Origin of the sequence: Pseudomonas sp. SWRI99 (assembly GCF_014270125.1) — a bacterium.
GTDB lineage: Bacteria > Pseudomonadota > Gammaproteobacteria > Pseudomonadales > Pseudomonadaceae > Aquipseudomonas > Aquipseudomonas hamedanensis.
Window position 1 is genome coordinate 119,035 of sequence record NZ_JABWQR010000011.1, and the last position, 13,972, is coordinate 133,006.

General features: G+C 60.7%; 12 protein-coding genes. 6 read left to right on the forward strand and 6 right to left on the reverse strand.

Going from position 1 to position 13,972, the window contains the following annotated elements; all coding sequences use genetic code 11:
- Window positions 1–21: 21 nt before the first annotated feature.
- A complete protein-coding gene (locus HU743_RS11380) occupies window positions 22–906 on the reverse strand; it encodes a LysR family transcriptional regulator (RefSeq protein WP_186547830.1) in 885 nt (294 codons plus the stop codon).
- Between the two features lie 132 nt (window positions 907–1,038).
- Here HU743_RS11380 and HU743_RS11385 point away from each other — a divergent pair, with 132 nt between their 5' ends.
- Window positions 1,039–2,703: a GMC family oxidoreductase N-terminal domain-containing protein gene (locus HU743_RS11385; RefSeq protein ID WP_186648691.1), complete on the forward strand. Its 1,665-nt coding sequence runs from the start codon at window positions 1,039–1,041 to the stop codon at window positions 2,701–2,703.
- Window positions 2,704–2,835: 132 nt separating this feature from the next.
- Entirely contained in the window at window positions 2,836–4,458 is a 1,623-nt protein-coding gene (locus HU743_RS11390) for an MFS transporter (RefSeq protein ID WP_186547835.1), read from the forward strand.
- A 56-nt stretch (window positions 4,459–4,514) separates the two neighbouring features.
- On the opposite strand, the gene HU743_RS11395 is transcribed toward HU743_RS11390, so the two are convergent.
- Window positions 4,515–4,883 (reverse strand): DUF427 domain-containing protein, encoded by a 369-nt coding sequence (locus HU743_RS11395; protein WP_186648692.1) that lies wholly within the window; start codon window positions 4,881–4,883, stop codon window positions 4,515–4,517.
- 186 nt (window positions 4,884–5,069) lie between these two features.
- On the opposite strand from HU743_RS11395, the gene HU743_RS11400 reads away from it, so the two are divergent.
- Together HU743_RS11400 and HU743_RS11405 are read left to right on the forward strand one after the other, a co-directional pair.
- The gene (locus HU743_RS11400; RefSeq protein ID WP_186648693.1) at window positions 5,070–7,013 is read left to right on the forward strand and encodes a DNA topoisomerase III; all 1,944 of its coding nucleotides are present in this window, start codon (window positions 5,070–5,072) and stop codon (window positions 7,011–7,013) included.
- 542 nt (window positions 7,014–7,555) lie between these two features.
- Window positions 7,556–7,885 (forward strand): hypothetical protein, encoded by a 330-nt coding sequence (locus tag HU743_RS11405; RefSeq protein ID WP_186648694.1) that lies wholly within the window; start codon window positions 7,556–7,558, stop codon window positions 7,883–7,885.
- Between the two features lie 190 nt (window positions 7,886–8,075).
- Here the strand turns inward: HU743_RS11405 and cynR are convergent, their stop codons facing one another.
- Window positions 8,076–8,948 carry a transcriptional regulator CynR gene (gene cynR / locus HU743_RS11410; RefSeq protein WP_186648695.1) on the reverse strand — a complete coding sequence of 291 codons (873 nt, stop codon included), beginning with the start codon at window positions 8,946–8,948 and terminating at the stop codon, window positions 8,076–8,078.
- A gap of 120 nt (window positions 8,949–9,068) precedes the next feature.
- Between cynR and cynS the strand changes: the two genes are divergently transcribed.
- Window positions 9,069–9,536, forward strand: a complete 468-nt coding sequence (gene cynS / locus HU743_RS11415) for a cyanase (RefSeq protein WP_186648696.1) — start codon at window positions 9,069–9,071, stop codon at window positions 9,534–9,536.
- Window positions 9,537–9,600: 64 nt separating this feature from the next.
- Window positions 9,601–10,260, forward strand: a complete 660-nt coding sequence (locus HU743_RS11420) for a carbonic anhydrase (RefSeq protein ID WP_186623488.1) — start codon at window positions 9,601–9,603, stop codon at window positions 10,258–10,260.
- Between the two features lie 105 nt (window positions 10,261–10,365).
- On the opposite strand, the gene HU743_RS11425 is transcribed toward HU743_RS11420, so the two are convergent.
- The 3 genes from HU743_RS11425 to ppk2 all read right to left on the reverse strand — a co-directional run bounded on the left by HU743_RS11425 (window position 10,366) and on the right by ppk2 (window position 13,929).
- A complete protein-coding gene (locus HU743_RS11425) occupies window positions 10,366–11,868 on the reverse strand; it encodes an aldehyde dehydrogenase family protein (protein ID WP_186648698.1) in 1,503 nt (500 codons plus the stop codon).
- A gap of 177 nt (window positions 11,869–12,045) precedes the next feature.
- Window positions 12,046–12,954, reverse strand: coding sequence for a glutaminase B (glsB, locus tag HU743_RS11430; RefSeq protein WP_186547856.1), 909 nt, complete (start codon window positions 12,952–12,954; stop codon window positions 12,046–12,048).
- A gap of 159 nt (window positions 12,955–13,113) precedes the next feature.
- Complete coding sequence (gene ppk2, locus HU743_RS11435) at window positions 13,114–13,929, reverse strand: polyphosphate kinase 2 (RefSeq protein ID WP_186648700.1); 816 nt, start codon at window positions 13,927–13,929, stop codon at window positions 13,114–13,116.
- Window positions 13,930–13,972 lie beyond the last annotated feature (43 nt).

A 13,972-nucleotide genomic window follows, 5' to 3' on the forward strand; every position in this document is an offset into this window, starting at 1 on the left:
GGGGGATTTCGGTGTATCCGGTTAACCGCGTAACAGGCCCTGCTCCGCTTCGCACAGTCCCACCACATAATCCCAGACCACCCGCAGCCGTACCGACTTGTGCAGTTCGCGCCGCGTGCTGATCCAGTAACTGCGCTCGATGCTCTCGTCCGGCAGCAAAGGCACCAGATCCGGGTCAGACGCGGCCATGTAGCACGGCAATACTGCGATCCCCAATCCCGAGCGCGCCGCTTCCTGCTGGGCGATGACGCTGGTGCTGTGAAACACCACGCGCGGGCTGCGGCAGAAACTGTTGAGGAACATCAGCTCCTGACTGAACAGCAGATCATCCACATAACCGATCCATGCATGCCGCGCGAGATCTTCGCGGCTTTGCAGCGGCGGCGCCTGATCGAGATAGGCCCGACTGGCGTACAGCGCCAGGCGATAGTCGGTGAGTTTGCGCGTGACCAGCATGTCGGCGGCGGGACGCTCAAGGTGAATGCTGATCTCGGCTTCGCGGTTGAGGATGCTGACAAACCGCGGCACGGCGACCAGTTCCACCTCAAGCCCAGGGTAGCGCTCGAACAGGCCAATCATGCGGCTGGCAAGGAACTTGATGCCCAGCCCTTCAGTCACCCCGACGCGAATCTTGCCCAGTGGCGCCGTCGACTGGGTGATCTCTTCCTGCGCCAGCAACGCGACGTTTTCCATCGCTTCGGCATGTTTGAGCAGCGCCTCCCCCGCCGGGGTCATTTCGTAGCCTTGCGCATGCTGGACGAACAGTGCGGTGCCAAGGCTTTTTTCGATGGCCTCGATATGCCGGGCGACGGTGGCGTGCGTGGTATTGAGGCGACGCGCTGCCGTCAGCAAGCGACCGCTGCGTTGCAGTTCGAGAAAAAACCTCAGGTCGTTCCAGTCGAACATGGCGTGTCCTCGTCGGCTATCGTCTGGGAGCGCTGTTTGAAAACGCACAGCGGCTGCGCAAAAACTAACATTCTTTTGACGAAAGCTAACAACTAGAGTGTCCGACAATAAAAACAAAAACGAGGTCAGGGCATGCAGACGTCCCTCGATGATTACGACTACATCGTAGTCGGCGCCGGCCCCGCCGGCTGTTTGCTGGCCAATCGGCTGTCCGCAGATGCACGGCAGCGCGTGTTGCTGCTCGAAGCCGGCGGGCGCGACAACTATGCGTGGATCCACATCCCGGTGGGTTACCTGTTCTGCATCGGTAATCCACGCACCGACTGGTGCTTCAAAACCGAAGAACAACCGGGCCTCAATGGTCGCGCCTTGAGCTATCCACGCGGCAAGGTGCTCGGCGGCTGCTCATCGATCAACGGCATGATCTACATGCGCGGCCAGGCCAGCGACTACGACGGTTGGGCCGCTGCGGGCAATCCGGGCTGGGCCTGGAAGGACGTGCTGCCGCTGTTCAAACAGAGCGAAAATCACTTTGCCGGCGCCGCTGAGTTTCACGGCGCCAATGGCGAGTGGCGCGTGGAACAACAGCGCCTGTCGTGGCCGATTCTCGATGCGTTTCGCAGCGCTGCCGAACAAAGCGGCATCGCCAGCCTCGATGACTTCAATCAGGGCGACAACGAAGGCTGCGGCTACTTTCAGGTCAATCAGAAGGCTGGGGTGCGCTGGAATGCGGCGAAGGCATTCTTGAAACCCGTGCGTAGCCGGTCGAACCTGACCGTGCTGACGGGGGTTGAGGTTGATCGTGTTCTGTTGGAGAACGGCCGTGCTTCGAACGTCAGCGCTCGTCACGAAGGCCAGATCAAGCAGTTCAAGGCGCGCAAGGAGATTGTCCTGTGCGCCGGTTCCGTCGGCTCGCCGAGCATTTTGCAACGCTCGGGGATTGGCCCTCGGCCGCTGCTCGAACGCCTCGGCATCGGCGTAATCCATGAGTTACCGGGGGTGGGCAGCAACCTGCAGGATCACTTGCAACTGCGCCTGATCTACAAGCTGGAAAACGCGCGTACGTTGAACCAGATTGCCGGCAGCGTGTGGGGCAAAATGGGCATGGGCCTGCGTTATCTGTACGACCGCAGCGGGCCGCTGTCGATGGCGCCAAGTCAGTTGGGTGCGTTCGCCCGTTCCGGACCGGAGCAGTCATCGGCGAACCTGCAATATCACGTGCAGCCGCTGTCACTGGAGCGCTTTGGCGAGCCGCTGCACAGCTTTCCGGCGTTCACCGCGTCAGTGTGCGACCTGCGGCCGAAGAGTCGCGGGCGCATTGAAATCCGTTCGGCGAATCCTCAAGACGCGCCGCTGATTCAACCCAACTACCTCAGCCACCCCGAAGACTTGCGCGTAGCGGCCGATGCGATTCGCCTGACTCGCCGCATCGTCAGCGCCCCAGCCCTGCAACCGTTCAAACCGGTCGAGTATCTGCCGGGTGACAGCCTGCAAAGCGACGCACAATTGCAGGAAGCGGCGGCAAAAATCGGTACGACGATTTTTCATCCGGTCGGCACCTGCCGTATGGGCAATGACGGTGACGCAGTGGTTGACGCACAGCTACGCGTTCATGGCGTGCCCGGTTTGCGCATTGCCGATGCCTCGATCATGCCCACCATCACCTCGGGCAACACGTGTTCGCCTACGCTGATGATTGCCGAGAAGGCGGCACAACTGATCTTCAAACCTAATGCTGTAAACACTGTACCTGTGGGAGCGAGCTTGCTCGCGAAAGCGGTAGATCATTCAACATAGACATTGACTGACAGGACGCCTTCGCGAGCAAGCTCGCTCCCACAAAGATTTGCATCCCGTTCAAGGCATCGCATCACCCGGACACGCAACACCAGTGGAACAACAAAAACAATCACTGTGAGGGATACCGACATGTCAGAACACGCTCAGCCGCTGGACGCTGCAGGCAGCGCCGAGACCAGCAACGCGACGCAGAAAGTCATCTTCGCTTCATCACTCGGGACGGTGTTCGAGTGGTATGACTTCTTCCTCTACGGCGCCCTCGCGGCGGTGATCAGCAAGCAGTTCTTCGCCGGGGTCAACGACACCACGGCGTTCATCTTTGCGCTGATGGCCTTCGCCGCAGGTTTTATCGTGCGGCCATTCGGCGCGCTGGTGTTCGGCCGGTTGGGCGACATGATCGGGCGCAAATACACGTTTCTCGCGACGATCATTCTGATGGGCGTGGCGACGTTCTGCGTCGGCCTGCTACCGACTTACGCCAGCATCGGCATCGCCGCGCCCATCATTCTGGTGGTGCTGCGCATGCTCCAGGGCCTGGCCCTCGGCGGCGAATACGGCGGCGCGGCGACCTACGTGGCCGAGCACGCGCCGATCGGCAAACGCGGCTTCCACACCAGCTGGATTCAATCCACCGCCACCCTCGGCCTGTTGCTGTCGCTGCTGGTGGTGCTCGGTTGCCGCTACTTCACCGGCGATCAGTTTGAAGTCTGGGGCTGGCGCATTCCGTTCCTGCTGTCGATTGTGCTGCTGGGCATTTCCACCTGGATTCGCCTGAGCCTGCACGAGTCGCCGGCCTACCTGAAAATGAAGGAAGAAGGCAAAACCTCGAAGGCGCCGATCCGTGAATCCTTCGGCAAATGGGAAAACCTCAAGGTCGTGCTGATCGCCCTGTTCAGTATCAACGCCGGGCAAGCGGTGACCTTTTACGCGGCGCAATTTTACGTGCTGTTCTTCCTCACTCAATTCCTGAAAATGGACCCGGCGGTGGCCAACAGTCTGCTGATCGTCAGCGTGGTGATCGGTGCGCCGTTCTTCATCTTCTTCGGCTGGCTGTCGGACAAGGTCGGGCGTAAACCGGTGCTGATGCTCGGCCTGCTGCTGGCAACCGTGCTGTACTTTCCAATCTTCAAATCCCTGGCCCACTACGCCAACCCGGCGATCGACCTGGCCAGCCGCCAGGCACCCATCACCGTGCTGGCGGACCCGGCCACCTGCACCTTCCAGTTCGACCCGGTGGGCAAAGCCAAATTCGACAGTCCGTGCGACAAGGTCAAAACCTTCCTGGTCAAGCAAGGCCTGCCCTACTCCAGCGTCGCTGCGCCTGCGGGTAGCGGCGTGCAAGTGAGTGTCGGCGACGTGAAACTGGACGGTTTCGATGAGGCGGCACTGCGCGGCGCGATCACCCTGGCCGGCTATCCACAACAAGCCGATATGCAGCAGATCAACAAACCGATGATCGTCGCCCTCATCGTCGCGCTGATCATCATTTCGGCCATGTGCTACGGCCCGCTCGCGGCACTGATGGTCGAACTGTTCCCGACCCGCATCCGCTACACCTCGATGTCGCTGCCGTATCACATCGGCAATGGCTGGTTCGGCGGGTTCCTGCCGACCGTGTCGTTTGCCTTGGTGGTGTACACCGGCGATATCTTCTATGGGTTGTGGTACCCGGTGCTGATTACGGGGGTGAGCCTGGTGGTGGGGATGATCTGTTTGCGTGAGACGAAGAATATCGATCTCGACAAGAACTGAATCGGCCATAACGCAAATCTGTGGCGAGGGAGCAAGCTCCCTCGCCACAGTGATATTTAGACCTCTGCGTTGATCACTTCGAATTTCACCTGATCCGGGTAAAACGCCACGTAGTCGCGGATCGGCGCGACTGACACTTTCGGATGTTCATACGTCCACACCGCATTCGCGGCTTCATGCCCCGGCACTTGTAGCGTGAAATAATTGGCGTCGCCCTTGTACGGGCAATAGCTGGTGTGATCCGTGCGGGCGAAGTACTTTTCCTCGATGTCTTCGCGGGGGACGTAATAAACCGGCGGATAATTGGCTTCGTTGAGGATCAGCACGTGGGCGGATGCGGCAATCTGGATGCCATGGAATTTTACCAGCAGGCAACCAGTGAGTTGTTCGAGGCTGATGACAGGGTTGAGTCCGGCGCTTTTCATCGGGGGTTCTCCTGGATACGGCGAAGAGACCGATTCAGGTATAGCTGATGCGTCGGCGTCTGGCTGGGTTTACAGCCGAACGGCTCACCGCGGCCGCTGCTGTATATCCATACAGATAAAAGTTGCCCCCAGCGCGAAGTCCGGCCATTCTGTGCCCTCCCCGGACAACGATTGACGATGGTGGCTATGCGGCTGTACCTCTGTGAAAAACCCTCCCAGGCCAAAGACATTGCGGCCGTGCTCGGCGCGAGACGCCGGGGCGACGGCTGCTGGCTGGGAACGGACGTCACAGTAACCTGGTGCATCGGCCACTTGCTCGAAACCGCGCCGCCGGATGCCTATGACGCACGCTACAAACGCTGGGTGCTGGCGGATCTGCCGATCATTCCCGACAAGTGGAAAATGACCGTCAAGCCGCGCACCGCCAGTCAGTACAAAGCGGTCAAGCGCCTGCTCGGCGAGGCCAGCGAACTGATCATCGCCACCGACGCCGACCGTGAGGGCGAGATGATCGCCCGGGAGCTGGTCGAACACTGCCGTTATCGCGGGCCGATCCGCCGCTTGTGGCTGTCGGCGCTGGATGAGGCGTCGATTCGCAAGGCCCTGGCCGCGCTGAAACCGGGCGCCGAAACGTTCAGCCTGTATCACTCGGCGCTGGGGCGTTCGCGGGCGGACTGGCTGATCGGCATGAACATGAGTCGCCTGTTCACCTTGCTTGGCCGCCAGTCCGGCTATCAAGGCGTGTTGCCAGTGGGCCGGGTGCAGACGCCTACCCTGCGGCTGGTGGTCGATCGCGATCGCAGCATCGCCGATTTCGTACCGGTGCCGTTCTGGGCGATCGATGTGGAGTTGTCGCACAACGGCACGCGCTTTACCGCGCAGTGGCAAGCGCCGGCGGATGTTTGTGATGATCAGGATCGCTGCCTGAATCAGGCGTTGGCTCAACAGGCCGCGGCGGCCATGAAAAGCGCTGACAGCGCACGGGTGGTCAAGCTGAAAACCGAGCGCTTGCGCGAAGTGGCGCCGCTGCCCTTCGACCTCGGCACGTTGCAGGAAGTCTGCTCGAAGAAACTCGGCCTCGGCGCCCAGGAAACCCTCGACATCGCCCAGGCCCTCTACGAAACCTACAAAGTCATCACCTACCCGCGCAGTGATTGCGGCTTTCTGCCGCTGAGTCAGCACAGCGAGGCTCCGGCCATTCTCGCGGCGCTGCGTCAGGCTGATCCGGGCCTTGAAGCCTTGCAGGGGTATCTTGAACCGCAGCGTCGCTCGCGTGCCTGGAACGACGCCAAGGTCAGCGCTCACCACGGTATCATCCCCACTGCCGCGGCGAAAAACCTTGAACGCCTGACCGGCAAGCACCGTGCGGTCTATACATTGATTCGCGCGCGCTATCTGGCGCAGTTCCTGCCCAACCACGAATTCGATCGCACTCAGGCTGATTTCGATTGCAACGGGCAGGCGCTGCGCGCTGTGGGCAAGCAGATCATCGAACCGGGCTGGAAGCGCGCACTCCCCGAAGCCCTGGCACCGGCCAAGGGCCGCGAAGCAACGGCGCCGCAAACCTTGCCAGCCTTGAGCCAAGGCGTCGAATGCGCGGTTGAAAAGGTCAATCTCAAGGATCTATGGACGCAACCGCCCAAGCCCTACACCGAGGGCGACCTGATCAAGGCGATGAAGAACGTCGCCAGGCTGGTCGAAGATCCGCTGCTCAAACAGAAACTCAAGGACACCACCGGCATCGGCACCGAGGCCACTCGCGCATCGATCATCCAGGGCTTGCTCGACCGTGGTTATCTTCTAAAAAACGGCAAGGCACTGGCGGCGACGCCCGCCGCTTTCAGCCTGATCGATGCGGTGCCCCGCGCCATTGCCGATCCCGGCACCACGGCGATCTGGGAGCAGGCGCTGGACATGGTGCAGAGCGGTGAAATGAGTCTGGAAGAGTTCGTCACCAAACAGGCCGCGTGGATGAGCAAGCAAGTCACCCGCTGCTCCGGCCTGAGCCTGACCATCAGCGGCCCGCCTCCCGCCGGCAAGGCCGCAGCGCCATGGAAGAAAAAACGCAAGGCGACGGCAGGTAAAACCCCCGCCACGCGTAAACGCGCGGCTCGGCCGGCGACCCGATAAATCCCTCGCGGTTCCCGCTTCCCGGTGGCGAAACAGATCTTTTCTCATTCCAAAACAGCTTTGTCGGACAATATGTAGTGCTTGAAAATAATCACTACAAAACCGTTGACGGCGTCGTTTTGCTTTTGCATGATGAAGACGTTCCCCGATCGGGAGCGCTGGTAACACGCTTGAGCAAACTCGTCTGACCGCCGAGTTGTTTTTTCCGGATACACGCTGCCCACAAGGCAGATTGAAGAAGCTGACCTGGCCTGAACGTCCAGTACAAGGACGAGAAGCGCTGGCGAAAATTCTCAAGACGCTTGTGGTCGACACTGGATATGTCGTCAAGGAGCCTCCCGGTTTTCGCTGCTTCTCCTCGTTGTGACGCTATTGCGTAGCAGTTATTCAACACGACTACATGCAACAGATGCACGACCCCGTTCTTCAAACGGGCGAACGCTGACGTCCTGGTTTCGGTGCCAGGGATCAACTAACCGATGGGCTACCTGTATTAGCGAATCAACTTTGAAAGATCACCAGACTGGTCAAGGGGCATAACAATGAATCTGAACAATCAACCTACCGTCGAAGAACTGGCTCGTATGTTCGCTGCGCAGAAAGACAGCCACGACAGCCATATTCTTTGGATCAGCAAGTCGGGCCAGGTACATATCGACTGCCTGTCGCCCCACGCTGGCGAAGAAGAATTCGACCGCAACAACCAGAACCTGCTGGCCCGCCTGAAGATGTACCGCCGCGGCCACGGTTATGTCGGCAAGAAGGCTGCGGCCGACAAGGACTTCATCGGTAATGTGCTGCAAACGCTGAAACAGGCGTGGGGCTCGATGCAGAACAACAGTGAAGTTCGGGTGATTGATCGGTTTTATTGAGTTGTAACTTTGATAATGAAAGGCCTGCTTCTGAAGAGGAGCAGGCCTTTTTTTACATCTAGAGTTCAGCACATCTCTCTGTAGGAGTGAGCCTGCTCGCGATAGCGGTGTGTCAGTTATATAGCCATGTCTGAATAACCGCTATCGCGAGCAGGCTCACTCCTACAGGGGATAGCGTCGCCTGGTCGTTTTATAGCTTTAGCACCAGCTCCACAAACGCCAGCGCCGCCGCACTGTGATAATTATTGCGCCGGCGCAATAACGCAGCGCCCCGCTGCGGCGCCTCGCCTTCAACCGCGAGCCTGCGCAAGGCGCGATCTTGCGTTGCAATCGCCTGCGGTAACATCGTCGCCATCGGCGAGCAACGCACCACCTCAAGCAGCGTACTCACCGAATTCACCTCAATCCGCACCTTCGGCGTGATGCCGTTCTGGCGGAAATATTCATCCACCGATAACCGCGTGATGAAGTCCGGCGCCAGCAAGGCAAAATCAAGCTGTGCGATATCGTTCGGTGTCAGTACAGAGCGGCAGTCATACCGCGGATGCCCACGCCCGACCATGATCCCCAGCGTCTCGGTAAACGCCGGGATGCACTCAATGTCGGCGTTGCGCACCGGCGTAAAGGCAATCGCCACATCCAGCGAGTCATCCGCCAGCCCGGCCTCGATGTCGTCCATCGACAACTCGAAGATCTGCAAGTGAATCCCCGGAAACTGCGCTGCATAGTCGCGCACCAGAGGCCCGACCAGGTACGCCATGAACGTCGGCGTCATCGCCAGACGCAGCGTGCCGCGAGACAAGTCTTTCACATCGTGCAGTGCGCGCTGCCCCGCCTGCAATTCCATCAGCACTCGCCGCGCGCATTCGATGTAGGCCGCGCCAGCATCCGTCGGTTTGACCGTGCGTGATGTGCGATCAAACAGACTCACGCCCAAGGTCTCTTCCAGTTGCCGAATCTGCTGCGACAGCGTCGGCTGCGACACGTGCAGCGCTTCGGCCGCGCGAGTGAAGCCGCCGTGATCGGCAACGGCCAGCAGATAACGCAAATGTCGCAGCAGCATGGGAAACACCATCTATAGGCAAGGCTTATGCGAAGCATTGTATATCGGTCTTGGACGCTATGGATCAATCAGCCGAACATGGTTGCCACACAGCAAGCCTACCCTGAAAGGAGTGACACCATGCAACAGTCCCACGCCTACAACGACAACAGCCTGGCCCTGACCACCCGCGTTCTTGACGCCAAAGCGAAGAAAGATCTGTCGTGGCAGGATCTGACCGATGGCACAGGTCTGAGCCTCGCTTACGTCACCGCCGCCCTCCTCGGCCAGCACCCGTTGCCGGACCACGCCGCTCAGGTAGTGGGTGACAAGCTTGATCTGACCGCCGCCGATGTCGCCGCCCTGCAAATCATTCCCCTGCGTGGCAGCCTCAGCGGTGTGCCGACCGATCCGACCATCTACCGTTTCCACGAGATGATCCAGATCTACGGCACCACGCTCAAAGCGCTGGTGCATGAGCAGTTCGGCGACGGCATCATCAGCGCCATCAACTTCAAACTCGACATCAAGAAAGTCGAAGACCCGGAAGGCGGTTCCCGCGCCGTGGTCACCCTCGATGGCAAATTCCTGCCGCTGCGTCCGTTCTGATCCGCACCGGCCCGCATGCCTGGGGTATGCGGGCCCACCGATCTGCATTGAAGAGGACACACCCATGAAAGCCCTGATCGATGGTTTCCTGAAATTTCAGAAAGAAGCCTTTCCGCAACGCAGCGCACTGTTCAAACACCTGGCGACTACCCAGCAGCCCGGCACGCTGTTCATTACCTGTTCCGACAGTCGCGTGGTGCCGGAACTGCTGACCCAGCAAGAACCCGGTGAGCTGTTCGTGATCCGCAACGCTGGCAATATCGTGCCGTCCTACAGCCCGCATCCGGGTGGGGTGTCGGCGACCGTGGAATATGCGGTAGCGGTGCTGGGGGTGACCGACATTGTGATTTGCGGCCACTCGGACTGCGGCGCGATGACGGCGATTGCCCAGTGCAAGTGCATGGATCACCTGCCCGCCGTCAGCGGCTGGCTGCAACACGCCGAGTCGGCGAAGGTGATGAATGAAGCGCGCGCGCATGGCAGCGATGCGGCGAAGCTGAGTTCGATGGTGCGCGAGAATGTGATCGCCCAACTGGCGAATATCCAGACCCACCCGAGCGTGCGCCTGGCCCAGGAACAAGGCCGACTGAACCTGCATGGCTGGGTGTATGACATCGAGACCGGCTCGATCGACGCGCTGTCTGCGGATCGCCGCACGTTTGTAGCGCTGGCCGAGCAACCCGAGACTTGTGCGATCAGCGCGCAAACCAGCAACGCCGCCTGACACCTCTGTGGCGAGGGAGCTTGCTCCCGCCTGGGCGCGCAGCGGTCCTTGGTTTTTCAGGTCTGCTGCGCAGCCCAGCGGGAGCAAGCTCCCTCGCCACAGGGGTCAGCGTTTTACCGTGAGATCAGCCTGACTCATGCGGCTGCGCACGGTAAACACGCCATCGCCCGACAGAATCGCACTGCGCGCAAACAACCGCCCGCTCTCCCAATTCGAAAGCCCCAGTTCCGGCTTGTTCAGGGCGTATTGCCCATCGACCCAACGGGTGATGCCGTTGCCTACAAACGGCGCATTCACCGCGTTGTAGAAGCGCTCCTGAACCGCCGCATCCTCACTGATCAACGACACCGTAAATTGCGGGCTGTAACAGTTGAACAAGGCAATCGCCTGAGCCAGGTCGTCGACAATCATCAGGCTGACTTCCGGGGTTTCTTCCCATTCCCACTCACGGCCCAGTTGTGCCTCCGCCAGAGGTTCGGCCAATGCTTCGGTCTGATAGCCCTCGGCGCGATAAACCTCGACCGTTGCGTTCTGCCATTCGGCCGGCAGGCAATGTTCGCTGCCTTCGACGATGTGCAACTTGCAGCCCTGACCGCGAGCAGTCCCTGCGTCCTTCAACGCAGCGAGGAATAGCGGCACCAGCTCGGCCGCACGGTCGCGCTGGATCAGGCAGACATTCAGCGTGTTACAAACCTTGCGATCCAGCGAGTTGCGCACCACCGCCGCAAAGCGTGTGGCGTCGGCGTCACGGTCGGCGATCAGCCACGCGCCACCGGTGCCGTGCAGGCTCACCGCAGTGCCGGCCTGCTGGGCGATGCTGCCCAATTGACTGACCGCACGCCCCGACCCGCGCGCCACAGCCAGTGACAGACGGCGGTCGGCGAACATCGCCCAACCGGCCGCATGGTTGACGCTCTCCACCAGCGACACCGCGCCCGCCGGCAGGCCGGCATCGGCCAGCGCCGGGTTCAGTGCGTGGGTAACAATAGCCTGCGCGGTGCCCAGCGCATCGCTGCCGATACGCAATACGGCGGTGTTGCCCGTGCGCAGCACGCCAGCGGCGTCGGCAAACACGTTCGGCCGGCCCTCAAAAACAAACGCGACGATGCCCAGCGGCGAGACCACTTGCTCGACTTTCCAGCCGTCGTGCTCGACGCTGCTGATGACCTTGCCGCGCGTCGGCGACGCGTCACGCCAGGCGCGCAGGCCGGCGATCATGTCGCGGCGCATGCGGTCATCGGCGAGCAAGCGGGTGGTGGAGCGGCCACGGCCCCTGGCGCGCTCGATGTCGGCAAGATTGGCAGCTTCGATCTGCGCCCAGCCGTCAGGGCTTTCGAGACGCTCGGCGAACCGGTCGAAAAACTGGCTGATGGCTTCATCGGACACCGCCGACAACGCGGTGAAAGCTGCCGCCGCCCGCTCGATCGCCACCGACGCGGCCTGTTGATCCGCCACGGGGATCAGCAATAACGCGCCACTGACCTGCTCGACCAGCAAATGGTCACCGGGCTGAAACCGCGCCGCCAGTTCGGGGCTGACCACGGTGACGCGGTTACCGGCGAAAGGGATCGGCGTGCCAGCGACTAGACGTTCGAGCGCAAGAGACATGAAACGGATTCACCATGCAGGGGGCGGCCGGAAAATGTATAGAACGCGATCCGCCAAAGCAACAGTGAACCCTGTGGGAGCGAGCCTGCTCGCGATAGCGGTATGTCAGACGAGATGATGCCGACTGGTCCAGCGCTATCGCGAGCAGGCTCACTCCTACAGGGAGCATTGCGTGTATCAGAACACCGACCAGCCAATCCGCGAGCTGAGCAGTTCCAGCGCCGCCATGCCTGCCAGCGAATTGCCGGCCGCATTCAATTCCGGCGACCACACGCACACCGTGAACTGCCCCGGCACCACCGCAACAATCCCGCCGCCGACGCCGCTCTTGCCCGGCAAGCCGACGCGATAGGCGAAGTTGCCCGCTTCGTCGTACAAACCGCTGGTGGCCATGATCGAGTTGACCTGCTGGGTCTGCCGGCGCGTGAGGATCTGCTCGCCGCTGTGTTTGCAAAAACCATCGTTGGCCAGGAAACAAAACGCCCGGGCCAGATCGATGCAATTCATGCGCAGCGCGCAATGGCTGAAGTAGCTGCGCAGCACCGCCTCGACGTCGTTATGAAAATTGCCGAACGATTGCATCAGATAAGCCATCGCCGCATTGCGCGCACGGTGCTGGTATTCGGAGTCGGCCACTTTGCCGTCGATCATGATTTGCGGATTGCCGGAAAGACGTCTGACGAAATCACGCATCGACAGCGTCGGGGCGGCGAAGCGCGACTGGTTGATGTCGCAGATCACCAGCGCACCGGCATTGATAAACGGATTGCGCGGCCGACCACGCTCGAACTCCAGTTGCACCAGCGAGTTGAACGGCTGCCCGGACGGCTCATGCCCGAGGCGCTCCCAGATCGCCTCGCCAGAGTGGTCGATGGCCTGCACCAGGCTGAACACCTTGGAAATGCTTTGCACCGAGAACGGCGTATCCGCGTCGCCGGCGCAGTACATTTCGCCGTCATTGCCATACACGGCGATGCCCAGCTGATTGGCCGGCACAGTGCCGAGGGCAGGAATATAGTCAGCCACCTTGCCCTGCCCGATGAGGGGCCGGACAGCGTCAAGAATCTCGTTCAACAGCGCTTGCATGCCGGGTTCCGAAGTCTCGCCCCATGGGATCGCGGGGACACTGGGGCTAGACGCTGCGCCCGCCGGTCGCATCACACCGGCAAGCGCTACGCGGCCTGTTCCAGGCTGAAGTGAACCGCCGACACCCCGGGACAGCGCCATGCTAGCTGACGCCGCGCCTCAAAACTGTTGAGCAACGCGTTTATACGGATAGTCCGGTTCACGGTACTTGCCCGGTTTCTGCCGTTTCGGCAGTTCGACTTTCTCGCGCTTGACCTCTTTATAAGGTATGCGACTAAGCAGGTCGGTGATGATGTTCAGCCGCGCCCGGCGCTTGTCGTTGGAATCGGCCACCAGCCAAGGCGCCCGGTCGGTATCGGTGTACTTGAACATCTCGTCCCGCGCACGGGAGTAGTCGTACCAGCGGCTGTAGGATTTCAGATCCATTGGCGTCAGCTTCCAGATCTTGCGGCCGTCGTTGATTCGCGCTTCGAGCCGGCGGGTCTGCTCTTCGGGGCTGACCTCCAGCCAATACTTGAGCAGGATCACGCCCGAATCGACGATGGCGTTCTCCACCCAGGGAATCGATTTGAGAAACTTGTCAGCCTGTTCATCGGTGCAAAAGCCCATGACACGCTCGACACCGGCGCGGTTGTACCAGCTGCGATCGAAGATCACCACTTCCCCGCCCGCCGGCAAATGTGGCAGGTAACGCTGCACGTGCATCTGGCTTTTTTCCCGATCGGTCGGTGCCGGCAGCGCCACGACCCGGAACACTCGCGGACTCACACGTTCGGTAATTGCCTTGATCGTCCCACCCTTGCCGGCGCCGTCGCGCCCTTCAAAGACGATACACACCTTGACGCCTTCGGCGATGACCCACTCCTGCAGCTTGACCAGTTCAACGTGCAGCTTGCGCAGCTGTTCGAGGTAGTCCTTGTTTTTCAAGCGGGGACTCTCCGCCGCCTTCACAGGTTTTTGCTTATCTTTCGCCATGCAACAGCCCTCACGAAATCAACAGCGCAACGAAATTGTTTAT

What these genes read in the sequence shown, in the direction of transcription:
- HU743_RS11380 (WP_186547830.1), bottom strand. Translation starts at nt 906, where the DNA reads ATGTTCGACTGGAACGACCTGAGGTTTTTTCTCGAACTGCAACGCAGC.
- HU743_RS11385 (WP_186648691.1), top strand. Translation starts at nt 1,039, where the DNA reads ATGCAGACGTCCCTCGATGATTACGACTACATCGTAGTCGGCGCCGGC.
- HU743_RS11390 (WP_186547835.1), top strand. Translation starts at nt 2,836, where the DNA reads ATGTCAGAACACGCTCAGCCGCTGGACGCTGCAGGCAGCGCCGAGACC.
- HU743_RS11395 (WP_186648692.1), bottom strand. Translation starts at nt 4,883, where the DNA reads ATGAAAAGCGCCGGACTCAACCCTGTCATCAGCCTCGAACAACTCACT.
- HU743_RS11400 (WP_186648693.1), top strand. Translation starts at nt 5,070, where the DNA reads ATGCGGCTGTACCTCTGTGAAAAACCCTCCCAGGCCAAAGACATTGCG.
- HU743_RS11405 (WP_186648694.1), top strand. Translation starts at nt 7,556, where the DNA reads ATGAATCTGAACAATCAACCTACCGTCGAAGAACTGGCTCGTATGTTC.
- cynR (WP_186648695.1), bottom strand. Translation starts at nt 8,948, where the DNA reads ATGCTGCTGCGACATTTGCGTTATCTGCTGGCCGTTGCCGATCACGGC.
- cynS (WP_186648696.1), top strand. Translation starts at nt 9,069, where the DNA reads ATGCAACAGTCCCACGCCTACAACGACAACAGCCTGGCCCTGACCACC.
- HU743_RS11420 (WP_186623488.1), top strand. Translation starts at nt 9,601, where the DNA reads ATGAAAGCCCTGATCGATGGTTTCCTGAAATTTCAGAAAGAAGCCTTT.
- HU743_RS11425 (WP_186648698.1), bottom strand. Translation starts at nt 11,868, where the DNA reads ATGTCTCTTGCGCTCGAACGTCTAGTCGCTGGCACGCCGATCCCTTTC.
- glsB (WP_186547856.1), bottom strand. Translation starts at nt 12,954, where the DNA reads ATGCAAGCGCTGTTGAACGAGATTCTTGACGCTGTCCGGCCCCTCATC.
- ppk2 (WP_186648700.1), bottom strand. Translation starts at nt 13,929, where the DNA reads ATGGCGAAAGATAAGCAAAAACCTGTGAAGGCGGCGGAGAGTCCCCGC.